The 16652-nt window shown below is 34.6% G+C and carries 18 protein-coding genes; 3 read left to right on the top strand and 15 right to left on the bottom strand.

Annotation, left to right across the window (positions count from 1 at the left end; translation table 11 throughout):
• Positions 1–3: 3 nt before the first annotated feature.
• The 5 genes from KBW87_RS03980 to KBW87_RS03960 all read right to left on the bottom strand — a co-directional run bounded on the left by KBW87_RS03980 (position 4) and on the right by KBW87_RS03960 (position 4098).
• Entirely contained in the window at positions 4–708 is a 705-nt protein-coding gene (locus tag KBW87_RS03980) for an ABC transporter ATP-binding protein (RefSeq protein ID WP_057811093.1), read from the bottom strand.
• Entirely contained in the window at positions 701–1075 is a 375-nt protein-coding gene (locus KBW87_RS03975) for a GntR family transcriptional regulator (RefSeq protein ID WP_057811091.1), read from the bottom strand. The genes KBW87_RS03980 and KBW87_RS03975 overlap by 8 nt, the downstream gene beginning before the upstream one ends.
• 294 nt (positions 1076–1369) lie before the next feature.
• Complete coding sequence (gene pepT, locus KBW87_RS03970; protein WP_057811089.1) at positions 1370–2611, bottom strand: peptidase T; 1242 nt, start codon at positions 2609–2611, stop codon at positions 1370–1372.
• Positions 2612–2624: 13 nt separating this feature from the next.
• Complete coding sequence (locus KBW87_RS03965; protein ID WP_057811087.1) at positions 2625–3422, bottom strand: Nif3-like dinuclear metal center hexameric protein; 798 nt, start codon at positions 3420–3422, stop codon at positions 2625–2627.
• Entirely contained in the window at positions 3415–4098 is a 684-nt protein-coding gene (locus KBW87_RS03960) for a tRNA (adenine(22)-N(1))-methyltransferase (protein ID WP_057811085.1), read from the bottom strand. The genes KBW87_RS03965 and KBW87_RS03960 overlap by 8 nt, the downstream gene beginning before the upstream one ends.
• 112 nt (positions 4099–4210) lie before the next feature.
• Here KBW87_RS03960 and KBW87_RS03955 point away from each other — a divergent pair, with 112 nt between their 5' ends.
• On the top strand, positions 4211–4654 hold the full coding sequence (locus KBW87_RS03955) for an 8-oxo-dGTP diphosphatase (protein WP_057811082.1): 444 nt from the start codon (positions 4211–4213) through the stop codon (positions 4652–4654).
• On the top strand, positions 4654–5310 hold the full coding sequence (locus tag KBW87_RS03950) for a M23 family metallopeptidase (protein WP_057811080.1): 657 nt from the start codon (positions 4654–4656) through the stop codon (positions 5308–5310). The genes KBW87_RS03955 and KBW87_RS03950 overlap by 1 nt, the downstream gene beginning before the upstream one ends.
• Positions 5311–5343: 33 nt before the next feature.
• Here KBW87_RS03950 and rpoD read toward each other — a convergent pair whose 3' ends face one another.
• From rpoD to rpsU, 10 genes are all read right to left on the bottom strand, one after another.
• The gene (rpoD, locus tag KBW87_RS03945; protein WP_439649529.1) at positions 5344–6414 is read right to left on the bottom strand and encodes an RNA polymerase sigma factor RpoD; all 1071 of its coding nucleotides are present in this window, start codon (positions 6412–6414) and stop codon (positions 5344–5346) included.
• Positions 6415–6473: 59 nt separating this feature from the next.
• Positions 6474–8279 carry a DNA primase gene (dnaG, locus tag KBW87_RS03940; protein WP_057811077.1) on the bottom strand — a complete coding sequence of 602 codons (1806 nt, stop codon included), beginning with the start codon at positions 8277–8279 and terminating at the stop codon, positions 6474–6476.
• A 21-nt stretch (positions 8280–8300) separates the two neighbouring features.
• Complete coding sequence (gene glyS / locus KBW87_RS03935; protein WP_057811074.1) at positions 8301–10367, bottom strand: glycine--tRNA ligase subunit beta; 2067 nt, start codon at positions 10365–10367, stop codon at positions 8301–8303.
• Positions 10360–11277, bottom strand: a complete 918-nt coding sequence (gene glyQ / locus KBW87_RS03930) for a glycine--tRNA ligase subunit alpha (protein WP_057811071.1) — start codon at positions 11275–11277, stop codon at positions 10360–10362. The genes glyS and glyQ overlap by 8 nt, the downstream gene beginning before the upstream one ends.
• 255 nt (positions 11278–11532) lie before the next feature.
• On the bottom strand, positions 11533–12285 hold the full coding sequence (recO, locus tag KBW87_RS03925; RefSeq protein WP_057811068.1) for a DNA repair protein RecO: 753 nt from the start codon (positions 12283–12285) through the stop codon (positions 11533–11535).
• A 2-nt stretch (positions 12286–12287) separates the two neighbouring features.
• Positions 12288–13196 carry a GTPase Era gene (gene era / locus KBW87_RS03920; RefSeq protein ID WP_057811066.1) on the bottom strand — a complete coding sequence of 303 codons (909 nt, stop codon included), beginning with the start codon at positions 13194–13196 and terminating at the stop codon, positions 12288–12290.
• A 1-nt stretch (position 13197) separates the two neighbouring features.
• Complete coding sequence (ybeY, locus tag KBW87_RS03915) at positions 13198–13719, bottom strand: rRNA maturation RNase YbeY (protein ID WP_057811064.1); 522 nt, start codon at positions 13717–13719, stop codon at positions 13198–13200.
• Positions 13719–14675, bottom strand: a complete 957-nt coding sequence (locus KBW87_RS03910; protein ID WP_057811060.1) for a PhoH family protein — start codon at positions 14673–14675, stop codon at positions 13719–13721. Before KBW87_RS03910 ends, ybeY begins: the two co-directional genes overlap by 1 nt.
• A gap of 22 nt (positions 14676–14697) precedes the next feature.
• On the bottom strand, positions 14698–15141 hold the full coding sequence (locus tag KBW87_RS03905) for a GatB/YqeY domain-containing protein (protein WP_004042502.1): 444 nt from the start codon (positions 15139–15141) through the stop codon (positions 14698–14700).
• Positions 15142–15273: 132 nt separating this feature from the next.
• A complete protein-coding gene (gene rpsU, locus KBW87_RS03900) occupies positions 15274–15450 on the bottom strand; it encodes a 30S ribosomal protein S21 (RefSeq protein WP_002880182.1) in 177 nt (58 codons plus the stop codon).
• Positions 15451–15650: 200 nt separating this feature from the next.
• Here rpsU and KBW87_RS03895 point away from each other — a divergent pair, with 200 nt between their 5' ends.
• A complete protein-coding gene (locus tag KBW87_RS03895) occupies positions 15651–16487 on the top strand; it encodes a pyruvate, water dikinase regulatory protein (protein ID WP_057811059.1) in 837 nt (278 codons plus the stop codon).
• The last annotated feature ends 165 nt before the right edge of the window (positions 16488–16652 follow it).

The following is a 16652-nucleotide window of genomic DNA, read 5'->3' as shown; positions in this document are numbered from 1 at the left end:
AATCTATTCATCCTCATCTTCATACAAACCTTCGTAATATTCTTCGATACTTTCATGATTACTACGAATTTCTTCTGCTGATTCATGAGCAAAAATGGTCCTATCCTTGATCACCACTACCTCATCTAACAGTGTAGCTATTTCATTAACGAAATGGTCTGAAATCAAAATAGTAGCATCTTCAGCTTTCCACAAAATAATGGAATTAATGATTTTCTTACGTGCCATTGCATCAATCCCACCAAAAGGCTCATCTAAGAGATATAGATCAACCTTTCTTGAAAAAGTTAAAGCAATAATTAGTTTTTCTCTCATCCCACGAGAAAGTTGACTAAGTTTCATATCAAGGCCTAGTTTCATAAACTCACGTAATTGATCAAATTGATCTGCGTCAAAATCTTCAAAAATATTAATATAAAAGTTAACAACATCCTTTATTTTGGTTGAGTCACTAAAACCTGTTAAACCGTCTGTAAAAGACAATCTTGCCTTTCTGTCCGCTTCTTTAGTTGCGCCCTCTAAAGAGACAGTTCCTTTATAATTTTTAGCTACACCTGCAATAATTCTCATTAAAGTGGTTTTTCCAGCTCCATTTTCTCCAAGTAAGGCAATTATCTTACCTTTTTCTAAATTCAAATTTACATCATGTAAAATTTGCTTTTGGTTTTTCTTATAGCTTAAATCTTTCACACTCAATAAGTTATTCATTTTTATTCTCACTTCTTTGTATATATTCTTCTAATACTTGCCCTAAATTTTCTTTCTTAACCCCTAAACGAGTCATATTTTGAACGAATTCGTCTAATTCGTTATCAATTAACGATTGCTTAGTTTTATCCAAAAGCGCTGTATCTTCAGTAACAAAATTACCCTCTCCACGTTTGGTATATAAAATTCCCTGATCATTCATTTGCTGAAGAGCACGTTGAACCGTATTAACGTTTACTGTCAACTCTACAGCTAACTTACGGACTGAGGGAATTTTTTGACCCGCTTGGAGTTTTCCCATCGCAATTTGACGATAGAGATATTGTTCAATCTGAAGATAAATTGGAATATTATCTTTAAATTCCACAATTTCACCTTCCATCAGTGTATTATTCAGCTATAACAGTATTATAGACTATCTAAAATATTTGTAAATAAGCAGATAATTTGTTTCACAATGTAGATTTTTTACAAATATAAAACAAAAAGCAAGCCTTAATCGTTGACCTAACAACAATTATAGGACTTGCTTAAAATATTAAGGCATGAGTGTATAACTTTTTACTAAAATTATGAAAATGGATACATTACCTTTAGAATAGGCTGTTTAGGGGTGTGGATATATTTGGATAATTTTTAGTTTTTTTATGATTTTGTTTCACTATTTAGCTCTTTCAGCATTTAATTCGGCCATTTTAATCATGACATCGACAGCTTTATACATAGATTCAAGAACAGTGTATTCATATCTCCCATGCATATTTTCTTCACCGGCAAAAATATTAGGACATGGTAAACCCATATAAGTTAACTGAGATCCATCAGTACCACCACGAACTGGGTCTTCATTGATTTCAAGCCCCTCAGCTCGATAAGCATCTCTTGCCAAATCTACAATATCCATATGCTTCTTTAATTCATCGGCCATATTATAATATTGATCCCACATCTTAAGTTTGATCCGTTCAGTACCGAATTCAGCATTCATTTTTTCAACAATAGACTTTACCAAGTTCTTACGCTCTTCAAGTCCTTCACGTTCAAAATCACGAATAATGTAATCCATATGTGCATTATCTACAGTTCCATCAAGCTTCATTAAATGGAAAAATCCTTCTTTACCTTCAGCATGCTCAGGACGATCATGATCCGGTAATTGGTTATGAAAGTCAATTGCCACTTGAACTGCATTAATCATTTGGCCTTTAGCAACAGCTGGGTGAACATTAACACCTTGAATATCTAAACTAAATTGAGCAGCAGAAAATGTCCCCCAATCCAGTTTACCTGGAGCTTCTCCATCCACCGTAAACGCGAAGTCAGCATTAAAATCTGCCACATCAAAGTGTTCAGCACCAGTTCCGATTTCTTCATCAGGAGTAAAGCCTAAACGAATTGTGCCATGTTTTACTTCAGGATGATTCATTAAATATTCTGCAAAAGTCATTAATTCTGAAACTCCACACTTATCATCCCCACCAAGCAAAGTATCACCAGACGCGGTAATAATTGTTTGACCTTTATAATTTCTTAAGTGAGGAAATACTTCAGGATCAAGGTAGAATTCTGAATCACCTAATTGAATTTTAGATTCCCCATCATAATTTTCATGAATTTGAGGCTTAACGTTTTCAGAATTAAAATCAGCTGTATCACAGTGGGCTAAAAATCCCATTGTAGGAACCTCATAATCAACATTAGAAGGAATAGTAGCAATTACACAGCCCGATTTTTGATTATAGTGCACATCACTCAAACCTAATTCTTCTAAATCCTTCATAATCACATTCTTTTGGAAGTTTTCTTCTCTTTCAGTTGAAGGAAAACGATCTGAGTGTTCGTCAGAACGTGAGTTAACTTTTACATACTTTAAAAATCTTGGTAATAAATTTGGATATTCCATTTTAATTCTCCTTTTAAAATAAATCTTGGAATGGATTGGTGGATACTTCTGAAAGTTCAACCCCTACTCGCCAATTCTTTTCTTCATTCCAATCCTTTAAAAGATCATACACTTTATATTTGAATAATTTTTCAGTGTAGTGTCCCGGATCGACTACAGTTAAACCAGATGAAATAATATCATGGCCTACATGATAATAAACATCCCCTGTAATAAAAGCATCTAAATTATCTTCTAAAGCTCTACGCCAGTATTTTCCCCCATCTCCACAGATAAAACCTACAGTGGTAATAGGCTTTTGATTATCAGCTGTAATAAGTCGTGCCATCTTAATATTCATCTTATCTTTAACATAATAAGCAAAATCATAAGCTGACATAGTTTGAGGAAGCTTTCCTTTTCGACCAATAGCAATTCCATCATCATCTAAAGCAAAGGGCGCAATATCTTGTAACCCGAGCTCTTCTGCTTCCCAATCACTTGATCCATTTTGAGCCTTATCTGAATTAGTATGAATTGAATAAATTGTAATGCCATTTTTAATGATATTGGCATACATTGCGTTTTGTGGATCACTATAATCTAAGTTACGGGCTGGTCGAAACATTACCGGATGATGACTTACAATGAAGTTAACCCCTTTTTCTACAGCCTCCTTCACTACTTGAGGACGTACATCTAAAGTTGTCATTACTTTAGTAACTTCTGCTTCCATGGAGCCGATTTGAAGCCCTACTGGATCTCCTTTGCTAGCAATTTCTTCAGGGAAGCTTTCTCTCAAACGCCCGACAATCTCCTTAACCTTAGTCATTTAATTCCTCCTTTATAAAATCAAGCTCTTTTTCAATTTGCTTAATCCTATTGTGATCCTTTTTCTTAGCTTTATTCAAGTTAGTCAATAACTTTTCATGATAAACAAGCTGACCTTGCCACTTTTGATAAAAGACCGGATTCTTTTCCTTTAAAATAAAAGGACCAAAGTAAAGTTCCTTTTCAGTTAAAGATTCTCTCTCTTCTCCTAACCGGGCTTTAATTAACTCATAAGTATGCCCAGCTTCTGCGATAAGATCTTCGGTTAAAATTTGATATTGATGTTCTATCAACCATTTTCTTACACCTGGTTCACCAATATTGGGTTCTAAAACTAGATTTTTAAATTTAAAACCATTATTTAAAGCATCATCTAATATTTGAACCATTAATTTACCGCCCATACCAGCAATCACAACAGTATCAATTTTATCTGTCGTAGTAATTGTGGTTAGACCAGCTCCTAAACGCGTTTCAATCTTATCCTCAAACCCAGCTGCTACAATGTCATCTTTGGCATTTTGGAGTGGACCAGCTGCTATATCACTAGCAATTGCATAAGAAACCTTATTTTCATTCATTAATTCAATAGGTAAATAAGCATGATCGGTACCGATATCAGCTACACGACTGCCCTTATCTACCATTTCTGCTAAAGCATTTAAACGTTTATTCATTTTTTCCTCACATTTAACTAGATTACTAAAATTTTAGCATATTTAATGCAAAAAATGGGCAACACTTCACTCAAAACTTTGCTATAATCAACAAATAGAAAGCTGGTATTTTATGAGTAAGCGTACAGAATCCGTTACTTTAACTAATATGTGTATGATTAAAAGGGATCATCAAATTTTAGTTCTCAATCGTAATGATCCGGTTTGGCCAGGATTAACTTTTCCTGGAGGACATGTAGAACCTCACGAATCTTTTCATGATTCAGTAATTCGTGAAGTTAAAGAAGAAACTGGATTAACTATTTTTTCTCCAAAATTAGTTGGCGTTAAACAGTTTTATGATCAAAATCAAGAACGATATATAGTATTTTTCTATATTACCAATAAATTTACTGGCCAAGTTAAAGAATCTAATGAAGGTACTCTAAGCTGGATGACTAAAGAAGAGCTTCTTAAACATCAACTCGCATATAATTTTGATCGAGATCTTCCTATTTATTTTGATGCTCAACTAAATGAACATTTACTTGATGGAAAGCGAGACGAATTATTCTAATGCAAAAACAACCAAAAATTCTTTTTCTAATCGCACTTCTGATAATCATTGCTTTTGCGTCTATTCCTCTTTGGCATATCGATTTAGGAAATTTGGATCATAAGCCTGGCGAAGTAACTCGCATAAAGAAAAAAGTTAAAAAACAAAAAGTGGTTCATAAGGTGACTTGGGGGTATCCTTTTGAGCGTTTGTATGAAAAAGACATCAAATTTAAAAGTGGACAAAAATTCGGTGAGACAGATGTTTTGAGAAGAACGAATCCAAAAAGCTATTTTCATGATGGCTATGACTTTGGTTTTTCAGAAGTAGGTCATTCCCCTGTTCTTGCTATTCATTCCGGCATAGTGCATCGAGTACATTTTAAACCAGGTATGGGTTTATATGTTTGGGTTATTAGTAAAGATGGCTATGTTGAAATATATCAAGAAGGCTTTTTAAATGATACCGATATTTATGTTAAAAAAGGCCAACATGTTAAGTTAGGGCAAAAGATTGGTCGATTAACTGGCTCACACATTCACCTTGGTGTTACTAAAACCGATAAACACTATATCGATAAACATGGAGATCCATGTGGTAATTGGTGGAAAAACAATGGCACGTGGCTTAATCCGATGAAGATCATTACAGATGACATTAAAGAAAATAGTAAATAAAAAGGCCGCTACATATGTAGCAGCCTTTTTATTTTAGTCTAAGAAATCACGTAATTGGTTGGACCGACTTGGATGACGTAATTTACGAAGCGCCTTCGCTTCAATTTGACGAATACGTTCACGAGTTACGCCAAATACTCTCCCAACTTCTTCCAAAGTACGAGTACGACCATCATCAAGACCAAAACGAAGTCTTAAAACATTTTCTTCACGATCAGTCAAAGTATCAAGAACTTCTTCAAGTTGTTCCTTTAACATTTCATATGAAGCATGTTGTTCTGGACTAGTAGCATCTTTATCTTCAATAAAGTCACCAAGGTGAGAATCATCTTCTTCACCAATAGGTGTTTCAAGAGATACAGGTTCTTGGGCAATCTTTAAGATATCACGAACCTTATTAGTTGCCATATCCATTTCGGCCCCAATTTCTTCAGGAGTTGGTTCACGTCCAAGGTCTTGTAACAATTGACGTTGAATTCTAATCAATTTGTTAATAGTTTCAACCATATGGACAGGAATTCTGATCGTACGAGCTTGATCGGCAATAGCACGCGTAATGGCCTGTCTAATCCACCAAGTTGCATAAGTTGAAAACTTGAATCCCAGACGATAATCAAACTTATCTACCGCCTTCATCAATCCCATATTACCTTCTTGAATTAAATCAAGGAAGGACATTCCACGTCCTACATAACGCTTAGCAATAGATACAACTAAACGTAAGTTAGCTTCTGCTAATTCTTGCTTAGCTTCTTCATCTCCAGATTCGATTCTTTTAGCTAAAGCAATTTCTTGATCAGCATTTAGTAAAGGAACACGTCCAATTTCTTTCAAGTACATCCGAACTGGATCGTTCATTCTGACACTTGAAGGAGCTGACATATCTTTTAACTCAGCTTTTTCAACGTCTTTTTGCTTCTTTAAAGCTAATTTAGAAGGATCACCTTTTTCATCAACAATGCTAATACCATTATCTTCAAACTCTTGAACTAATTGATCAACAGCCTTACCTTGTAAGTTATAAGGCTTAATTAGTCGTTCAGTAAAGTCTTTTTCAGTAATGGTCTTACTCTTCTTCACATCTTTTACGACTTCTTTAACCATCTTATCTAAAGATAATTTTTCAGTGTTTGTTCCCTTTTCTGCCACTAAAAAGCCTCCTTCTAGCCCAAAGCTCTTTTTAACTTAATGAGTTGTTGAGTCAACACTAATATCTGTTCCGAATCTTGTTTGCGCTCTGCATCCTTAATCTTATTCATAAGCTTATCCAGCTGTAAATTGATTTTGCGCTTTTCAAGCATTCGAATTTGATCATCAATCTCATGGTCATCAAAATCTTCAGGCATTTCTGCTAACTCAGCACTCTCTATTATACCTTGAAGTTGCTCAGGAATAAAATCATAAAAATCACTTACAGTAGGATTTTCGTGGGTTTCTATAAATTTTAACCATAATTCTTCAAGTTGAGCAAATTCTTTACTTGGAAACAGAAAATGTCGAGCTAGCAAGTATTCTCTTGCTTGATCTGATTTTAAAAATAGATACAGTAGTCTCAATTGAACTGGATCGACTGCTGTCGCATTTTTATCCTGAGTAGATAAATCTACTACAGGCCTCGTCTTATCCACATATGGATCACCATTTTTATGGCGATTGGCTCTTCGATTACGTTTTACTTCATGTAATAAATTAGCCTTTAAAGCTTCAAATGATACTTTATTCTCATCTGCGATCTTTCTAAGATACAAATCTTGTTGTACTGGATCTGAAATATTAGAAATTTCTTTGACAGCATCATTTAAATAATTTATTCGATCCAAATCATTATTTAAATTAAATTTCTTGGCTAATCGCTTTAAAAGAAAGTCCGTTGCAGATAAGGCACCTTTTACTTCGCTGTGGTACTTATCCTTACCATACTTTTTAACATATTCGTCAGGATCCAATCCTTCTGGTAAAACAACTACTCCGATGTTAAAACCGCCAGCTTGCTTAAACATTTGAACTGCACGTTCAGCTGCATGAACTCCGGGATCATCCCCATCATAATTAATGATGATATTACGATTATTCCGCCGCATCATGTAAACTTGTTCATCAGTTAAACTCGTTCCCATTGATGCAATCCCTGATTTAACTCCTGCTTTGTAAGCAGCAATGACGTCCATGTAGCCTTCATAAAGTACCAAATGTTTTTCTTCTCGAGCAGCTTTCTTAGCTTCCGCAAAGTGAAACAGTAACTTTGATTTAGTAAAAATCTCCGTTTCTGGACTATTCATATATTTTGCTTCAGTTTTATCATTAGAAAGACGTCGACCAGAAAAAGCAATCACTCTTCCACTCTCATCACTCAATGGAAACATTAAGCGATCACGAAAGCGATCATAAAGTTCCCCCGATTTACTTTGGATAAAGAGCCCACTCTTAACTAAATCATCATCTTGATAGTTTTTACCTCTTAAATATAACAATAACAAGTTTTCCTGCTGAGGAGCATAGCCAATGCCAAAATGGTCAATAGTTTTTTTATCTAATTCACGTTTTTTAGCATATGCCATCCCTCTCTCACCAGCTCTTGTTGTTACTAATACTCTATGATAAAAATCAGCCGCATCTTGGTTAATTTTCATCACTGGTGTCAAATTACTATTAGTTTGATGATGGTTATAGCCTGATGGCATTGGAATATGAGCAAAATTTGCAACTTGTTCAACACTTTCTGGGAAAGTTAGGTTGTCTTTATACATTAAAAACTTGTAGACATTTCCACCTTTGCCACATCCAAAGCATTTAAAAAATTGCTTTTCTTCATTTACTGTAAATGAGGGAGTTTTTTCTTGATGAAAAGGGCAAAGACCAATATAGTCTTTGCCTTTCTTTTCAAGTGACACATATTGGCTGATAACATCTACAATATTGACGCTATTACGCACTTCATTGATAAAATCTTCTGGAATACGTCCAGCCATTTAAATCACCATCTTTTTCAATTATTTAATAACTAACTTGCTCAAATCACCTAAACGATCAGCCATTTCACTAACTTGGCTTAATTGAGCTAAACGATTATTCTTAACATTTTCATCCTTAGCCATAATCATATTAGTTTCAAAATATTGATCAATTACAGGTTGAAGTTGAACAAATCCTTGATAAAGATCAGCTAAATCTTCAATTTCTTGCAAGTTTTGAACTCCAGCAAAAAGTTCTTTTTCACTATTATCATCAAATAATTCTTCATTAACTTCTACTTGACCATTAAATTTAGCTTTCTTCAAAATATTATCGATTCTAGTCAAACTTTCCACTACTGGCTTAAATTCTTCATCATCATGATGTAATTGGAGAACATTAGCAGCCGCTAAAATTTGACTTGGATCTTGTTGACTTGAAGCAAGAACTGCATCAATAATATCATATTTAAAGTTGTTCTTTTGAAGATATTGCTTAATACGATCACGAATAAATAAGGCAATTTCTTCATCTTCTTCTCCAGCCTTTGGTAACTTAGCTGGAGTCTTACCATTAATTAAATCAACAATTTCTGGCAAAAATTCGTTAAATGGTAATGACCACTTTTGGTTAAGTAAGATTCTTACAATACCATAAGCATAACGACGAAGTGCATATGGATCATTTGATGAAGTTGGAATCATACCTGCACCAAAGAAAGTAATAATTATATCAAGCTTATCAGCAATTGACAAGAGTGAACCAACTGTAGTTTCAGGGAGTGGACCTTCAGCTGTTGCTGGCATATAGTGTTCCTTAATAGCAACTGCAACTTCTTCATTTTCACCAGCAAGTCGAGCATAATGCATCCCCATTACACCTTGAAGTTCCGCAAATTCCCCTACCATTTGAGTTACTAAGTCAAACTTGTAAAGCTCACTTGCACGATCAAAGTCGCTCACAACGTTTTCATCTAAATTCCAACGCTCTGCAAGGTAATTACCAATGATTTGAACACGTTCCATCTTTTCAGCCATTGAACCAATCTTATCATGGAATGAAACATTCTTCATCTTATCAACAAAGTGGCTAAGTGGATATTTACGGTCTTCATCGTAGAAGAATTGAGCATCATCTAAACGAGCAACAAGAACTTTTTCGTTACCAGAAATAACATTATCAAGATAATCCTTGTTACCGTTTCTAACAGCGATAAAGTAATTAATCAACTTACCATCTTCATTATAAACTTCGAAGTAACGTTGATTATCCTTCATAGAAGTAATTAACACTTCATCTGGAATTTGCAAGTACTTTTCATCAAACGAACCAGCAAAAACAGTTGGATATTCAACCAGGTTAGTAACTTCTTCAAGTAAGTTTTTATCTTCTTTAACTTGCCAGTTATTCTTTGCTACCAAATCATTAATTTGGTGAACAATCATATCTTTTCTTTCTTTAGCATCAACAATGACAAATTGATTCTTTAAAGCATCTTCATAGTCATCAGCATTAGCTAAAACAACAGAATCACCTAAGAAGCGATGGCCTTCAGTTTTACGACCAGCAGTAATATCAAGAATTTTAACTGGAATAACATCGTTTCCATATAATGAGACTAACCAGTGAATTGGACGAACAAATTCAAAGTCATTTGAATCCCAACGCATCTTAGTAGGAAAAGTCATTGCCTTAATAATATCACTCATTCCAAGTAAGATATCACTGGCTTTCTTACCTTCTTTTTGAATATGAACATAAGCGTATTCGGTACCTTTAAGTTCTTCAAAATAAATGTCATCAACACTTACGCCTTGTCCACGAGCAAAACCTTGAGCTGCCTTAGTCCAATTGCCATCTGCATCTTGAGCAATCTTCTTAGCAGGCCCTTTCTTGATTTCGTCAATGTCATCTTGCTTTTCAGCTAAATCTTCCACAAGAATAGTTAAACGACGTGGAGTAGAAAAAGTTTTAATATCTTTAAAACTTAAACCATTCTCTTTTAAAAACTTACGAGTTCTGTCAGCAAGTTGATTTACACTTCTAGTAACAACATGTGCTGGCATTTCTTCAGTACCAATTTCAAATAAATAATCTTTAGCCATTTTGATTCCCCACTTTCTTGTCTTCAGCACTCTTAAGTAATGGGAAGCCTCTCTTTTCACGTTCTTCAACAAACTTAACAGCTACTTCATGAGCTAAGTTTCTAATTCTTGAGAGATATCCCGCACGTTCAGTTACAGAAACTGCACCACGAGCATCAAGCAAGTTGAAAGTATGAGAACACTTTAAAATATAGTCATATGCAGGGTGAACTAAGTTTTGGCTAAGAAGACGCTTAGCTGTTGCTTCATAAATATCAAAGAACTTAAGAAGCTGTTCTTGATTTGATTCTTCAAAAGCATATTTAGAATGTTCATATTCTGGTTGTTTGAAGATATCGCGATAAAGAATACCATTTCCCCATTCAAGGTCAAAAACAGTGTTTACATCTTGAATATAAGAAGCAAGTCTTTCTACCCCGTAAGTAATTTCACTCATTGTTGGCTTAACATCAAGTTCACCAACAACTTGGAAGTAAGTAAATTGGCTGACTTCCATACCATCAAGCCATACTTCCCAACCAACACCAGCACAACCCATAGATGGGTTAGCCCAGTTATCTTCTACGAAACGAATATCATGTTCTAATGGATCAATTCCCAAAACCTTTAAACTATCTAAGTAATATTGTTGAATATCCTTAGGTGCTGGTTTAATAACTACTTGGAATTGGTGGTGTTGGAATAATCTGTTAGGATTTTCACCATAACGTCCATCTGCAGGTCTTCTAGAAGGCTCTACATAACAAGCTGCCCAAGGTTCTGGACCAATTGCACGAAGAAAAGTGTAAGGACTCATCGTACCTGCACCCTTTTCAACATCGTACGAAGGCATAATCATACAACCTTTTGAGGACCAGAATTGTTCCAATTTAAAGATCATATTTTGAATAGTTAATTTCTTATCTGCCATTTTTTCTATTTCCCTCCTGCGCTAGGCCATAAAAAAAGCCTATGCAAAATTTTGCATAGGGACGAAATATATCGCGGTTCCACCCTAATTCAGGAAGTTTTCTTCCTGCTCTTAATTAATTTGACTAAAGGTGCCTTTTCCTAGATGTCCTTCCACCAGACGACATTCGCTAAACTAGTACTTTTTTAAATCCTTATCATTGTCAAAATTCGTACTTAATTTTACCACAGACTGAAAACTAAAACTAGTGTTTCATTAACTAAAAAATTTCATTTCGTCAAGGAATTTTTTTGTTTTTAAATTAAGATCAATCGTTTCTCTATAAATTCGATCAATTGCCTTTCTAGTAGCCAATTTAGTCTCTGATTGAAGTGAAATCTTCCCTAAACGTTCAATCGGGACTAATCCCATCGTTCTAAGAAGAGCGGTTTGCTTAGGCTTTAAATAGAGTCGTGACTGAACATCATTAAAATGATCACTGCAAATTATCCCACCCAGCTTAATAGAATAGTCAAATATTCCCTCTGCTTTTTTACAAATTAAGCAACGGTGCAGTTCTGGTTGTACTCCAAAAGCCGTTAAGAGTTGCATTTGGACAATCTGAGTAATAATTTCAGGATCAACACCTTCATTTATTTTGTGAATTGCAAAATCGGCTAAATCATAATATTTTCCAATTGATTGATATTCTACAAAAGCATGATCGATTAAATCCAAAATAAAAGAAGCATAAGCATTCTTGATTAGGTCATCATATATCCCATCAAGTTGCTTTACTTCTTTATAAGTTCTCAGGCTACTTAATCCATGACCACTAGTATAAATAACATAGGTTCCATATGAGAAATTCAAAGTGGCCGCATTTAATTTTGATTTTGGCCGCATTGCTCCCTTCACAATTAAAGAAATTATGCCATTATTTTTAGTCATGATTTTTACAATTAAATCAGTATCCTTATATTTTCTTCGTTTAAAGACAATTCCTTGAACTTCTTTTAGTTCACGCATCTTTAAGAAAGTTCCTTTTTATCATAACCAATTCGCTTTAAAAAGTTTGGATCTGAGCGCCAGTTAGGTTGAACTTTTACCCATAAACGTAAATTGACCTTTTCACCTAGCAAATCTTCAATTTGCTTACGTGAATTAATTCCGATTTGTTTAAGCATCTTACCGCCTTTACCGATAAGAATGCCCTTTTGGCCATCACGTTCAACATAAATTGTCGCATCAATTTGAAGCTTTCCATTTACTCGTTGGTTCATTTGATCAACAGCCACTGCAGTAGCATGAGGCACTTCTTGAGAAGTCAAATGTAAAATTTGTTCTCTAATGAGTTCTGCCACTACAAAATATTCAGGTCGATCGGTAATTTGATCACTACCATAATATTGAGGACCTTCTGGTAAGTACTTATGAATTGCATTAAGTAAATCACTGACTCCGTTACCTTGAGTAGCAGAAATAGGCAAAAACTCTGCAAAATCACCTAACTTACGATAAGAATCAATAATTGGTAATAATTGATCCGGATGAACTTGATCAATTTTATTAATTACTAAGAAAACTGGAACTTTGACATTCTTTAGTTGCTCAGCAATAAACTGATCTCCCTTTCCAGCTTCTTCTGGTTCAACCATAAACAAAACAAGATCTACATCATTTAGACTAGATAAACTTGCTTTATCCATGTAATCATCAAGCTTAGAATGTGGTTTAAAAATCCCTGGAGTGTCGACAAAAACCACTTGCATCTCATTAGAAGTATAAATTCCCGAAATTCGATTACGAGTAGTTTGTGGTTTATTGGAAGTAATTGCAACTTTTTGACCGACTAAATAGTTCATCAAAGTTGATTTTCCTACATTAGGACGCCCTACTAAAGCAACAAAACCTGATTTAAAATCTTTTTCTTCACTCATTCTATTTGCCTCGTCCTTTATCTAATTGGTTCGGATACAGCGGTAAGCCATATTCCTCCAATACTTTACCTTGAATACCAAACATTTCCTTAGCTTCCTCTGGTTTAATATGGTCATATCCATTTAAATGAAGAAAGCCATGAACTACAGTATAGCCAAATTCTCGATCAAAGCCTGTACCATATTCTACACTGTGACGTTTAATCACGCTAGGACACATAAATAAATCGCCAATATCTTCTTGGAAATCTGGATCTGCAAAGAATTCAGACATGTCAAGTCCTTCTTCGCCATCTTCAATAGCAAATGAAATGACATCAGTTGGACGATCTTTATCACGATACTTTAGATTAATCTCGTGACTTTTAGCTTCATCCACAAAGTTAATACTCATTTCTAAATTTGTATCTTTGCCAATTTCTTTTTTTGCCATTAAAAGTAGATCCATAATCCACTTTTTCCAATCACGCTTATCATCTAAAAAGCCAACTTCATCATTATAGGTAATTTCAATTGGGTTCATTATCTTTGTGCATCCTTTTGTTCATAAGCATTAATAATTTTAGCTACTACAGGGTGTCTTACAACATCATTAGCAGTAAATTGAATAAACTCAATTTGATCAATACCCTTTAAAATTCGTTGAGCATCAATCAATCCACTTCTCTGTCTACCTGGTAAATCAACCTGAGTCATGTCCCCATTCACAATCATCTTTGAATTAAAACCAAGTCGAGTCAAGAACATCTTCATTTGAGCATCAGTAGTGTTTTGAGCCTCATCCAAAATTACAAAGGCATCATCTAAAGTTCGACCACGCATGTAAGCTAGAGGAGCTACTTCAATTACTCCTCTTTCCATTAAACGCTCTGTAGTATTTCTACCTAAAATAGCATACAAGGAGTCATAGATTGGTCTCAAATATGGATCAACTTTTTCTTTTAAATCGCCTGGTAAAAATCCCAGAGATTCCCCAGCTTCAACAGCAGGTCTAGTAAGAATAATTCGGGAAACTTCACCTTTTTTAAAAGCTGCAATCGCACACACAACGGCCAAAAAAGTTTTACCCGTTCCGGCTGGTCCAATTCCAAAGACTACATCTTGCTTATTAATGGCATCGACATAGCGCTTCTGCCCCATATTTTTGACTCTAATCGGTTTACCTTTAGCATCCTGAATTAAAACCTTTTTATAGAGATCCGCAAAATACTCTACTGTACCTTTGTCCACCATTTTCATAGCACTAACAACATCGGGCGCACCAACGTTAACGCCGGTATTCACAACGCTGTCTAAAGCCTTTAAAACTTGAACTACTTTTTTTACACCGTTTTCGTCTCCAGAAATTACAATTTCATTTCCAGTATCCGTTACTGAAACATTGTAGCCTTCAGATAAAAGTTTTAAATTACCATCGTTAATTCCAACTAGTTTTTGAATACTATCTGGATTTTTAGGAATAAAAGTTGTTTGAGCCAACTAAATCTGCTCCTTCTAATGCTTAATTTAACTGGTCACGAACTATAGCTGAAGCTTCTTTACCATCAGCGCGGCCTTTAACTTTTGGCATTAAGCTCTTCATTACTTTACCAAAGTCAGATTTACCTTTTGCGCCAACTTCTGCGACTGTTTCTTTAACAATCTTCTCAAGCTCATCTTTTGAAAGTTGCTTTGGCATATAGCTTTCAACTACGGCCAATTCTTTTTTAGTTTCTTCAGCTAAATCATCACGTGAAGCTTTAACAAATTCTTCAATTGATTCTTCTCTTTGTTTTCTTTCACGATTCAGAACTGTTAATTCTTCATCAGAATTCAATTCATGACCTAACTTAATTTTTTCATTCATCAGTGCAGACTTGATCATTCGCACTGTGTTCAACTTAATTTTATCATGTTCCTTCATAGCTTGCTTCATATCAGACATGATATTATCAGATAAACTCAATGTAGTTCCCTCTTCCTTAAAAATAAAACCTACAAATGAAATTATAGCAGACTTATTAAAATGATAAAATAATATATATTATTTTCAAGAAACAAAAAAACTCCCGTCTAAAGACGAGAGCCTCTTTGTTAATTAATAATGTCTACGTTTGCGTGCAGCTTCTGACTTAAGCTTTCTGCGAACACTTGGCTTTTCATAGAATTCGCGCTTGCGGTATTCTTGTAAGGTACCACTTCTAGAAACGGAACGCTTGAAACGACGAAGAGCATCATCAATAGACTCGTTTTCGTGAACGATTGTCTTAGCCATGTGTGATCCCTCCTTCCATTTCTTGGCGTTACGCCATACGTTTAATTAAATTATAGCAAACCTTAATTATCGGTCAATAGATACAGCAAAATTTTTTAAAATATTTTTCTTCTTCACTAAAAATCGGTTTACAAGTTGATAAAGCGATTTCAAAAATCGTCCTCTTTAGGTATAATCTTATTTAGAAAGAGGTGCTTTATATGCCAGAAAACGTAACAAACAATAAAAAAGAAGAAGTCAATATTATTATCATTTCCGATGCTGCGGGAGATACCGCTTTTAACAATGCAACTGCTGCAGCTGCTGAATTTCCAGATACACAGATTAATTATCGTCGTTACCCATTTATTACTGATAAGAAAAAGCTAGATGAAGTCTTTAAAGAGATTGAGAAATATCCTCATTTAGTTATTCTCTATAGCTTAGTTAAAGACGACATGCAACTTCCAGTAATCAAATTTGCGAGAGAACATAATATTCAAAGCGTGGATATCTTCTCCCCTGTTGTAGAGGCAATTCAACAAACTACTGGGATGCGTCCAGTGGAAAAGATCGGTGCCCAACATAAACTAAACCAAAAATACTTTGATCGAATTTCTGCAATGGAATTTGCAGTTATGTATGATGACGGTAAGGATCCTAAAGGCTTTCTTGAAGCAGATGTAGTTTTGCTTGGAGTTTCAAGAACCTCTAAGACACCTTTATCACTATTTTTAGCAAATAAGAACTTAAAGGTTGCTAACTTACCACTAGTTCCTCAAACTCACATCCCTAAAGAAATCTATGAGATCAACCCAAAGAAAATTATCGGATTAACTAATGATCCATCAGTTTTAAATGAAATCAGACGTCAAAGAATGATTTCTTATGGTTTAAATCCAGATACTACTTATTCAAATATGGACTCTATCAATGAGGAGCTTGAGTCTGCTCAAAAGCTTTACAAGAAATTAGGTTGCTACGTAATTAACGTATCTCATCGATCTATTGAAGAAACTGCAGCTTTAATCATGCACCACTTGGGAATTGAGGATTAAATTAAAACTCTTTAATAAATATATTTTTATAATATCCTACTTACGTTAAAAGACCATTCTAGAATTTTTCTCTAGAATGGTTTTTGATTTAATCTAATCTATAATGCACGTTGATCAGCTTTTTTAAAATTTACATTCCTCTTAAGTTAAATAAAAACCTGCTAA

The sequence above is a fragment of the Lactobacillus intestinalis genome, from assembly GCF_024397795.1.
GTDB lineage: Bacteria > Bacillota > Bacilli > Lactobacillales > Lactobacillaceae > Lactobacillus > Lactobacillus intestinalis.
Note: the sequence above shows the minus strand (reverse complement) of the source record. Positions and strands in the feature narration are given on the sequence as shown.

Coding starts and splice junctions, on each gene's coding strand:
- recO (WP_057811068.1), bottom strand. CDS start 12,285: ATGCGTGAACTAAAAGAAGTTCAAGGAATTGTCTTTAAACGAAGAAAA.
- KBW87_RS03895 (WP_057811059.1), top strand. CDS start 15,651: ATGCCAGAAAACGTAACAAACAATAAAAAAGAAGAAGTCAATATTATT.
- glyQ (WP_057811071.1), bottom strand. CDS start 11,277: ATGGCAGATAAGAAATTAACTATTCAAAATATGATCTTTAAATTGGAA.
- KBW87_RS03965 (WP_057811087.1), bottom strand. CDS start 3,422: ATGACTAAGGTTAAGGAGATTGTCGGGCGTTTGAGAGAAAGCTTCCCT.
- KBW87_RS03980 (WP_057811093.1), bottom strand. CDS start 708: ATGAATAACTTATTGAGTGTGAAAGATTTAAGCTATAAGAAAAACCAA.
- KBW87_RS03950 (WP_057811080.1), top strand. CDS start 4,654: ATGCAAAAACAACCAAAAATTCTTTTTCTAATCGCACTTCTGATAATC.
- era (WP_057811066.1), bottom strand. CDS start 13,196: ATGAGTGAAGAAAAAGATTTTAAATCAGGTTTTGTTGCTTTAGTAGGG.
- rpoD (WP_439649529.1), bottom strand. CDS start 6,414: ATGGTTAAAGAAGTCGTAAAAGATGTGAAGAAGAGTAAGACCATTACT.
- rpsU (WP_002880182.1), bottom strand. CDS start 15,450: ATGGCTAAGACAATCGTTCACGAAAACGAGTCTATTGATGATGCTCTT.
- KBW87_RS03960 (WP_057811085.1), bottom strand. CDS start 4,098: ATGAATAAACGTTTAAATGCTTTAGCAGAAATGGTAGATAAGGGCAGT.
- ybeY (WP_057811064.1), bottom strand. CDS start 13,719: ATGAACCCAATTGAAATTACCTATAATGATGAAGTTGGCTTTTTAGAT.
- glyS (WP_057811074.1), bottom strand. CDS start 10,367: ATGGCTAAAGATTATTTATTTGAAATTGGTACTGAAGAAATGCCAGCA.
- KBW87_RS03955 (WP_057811082.1), top strand. CDS start 4,211: ATGAGTAAGCGTACAGAATCCGTTACTTTAACTAATATGTGTATGATT.
- dnaG (WP_057811077.1), bottom strand. CDS start 8,279: ATGGCTGGACGTATTCCAGAAGATTTTATCAATGAAGTGCGTAATAGC.
- pepT (WP_057811089.1), bottom strand. CDS start 2,611: ATGGAATATCCAAATTTATTACCAAGATTTTTAAAGTATGTAAAAGTT.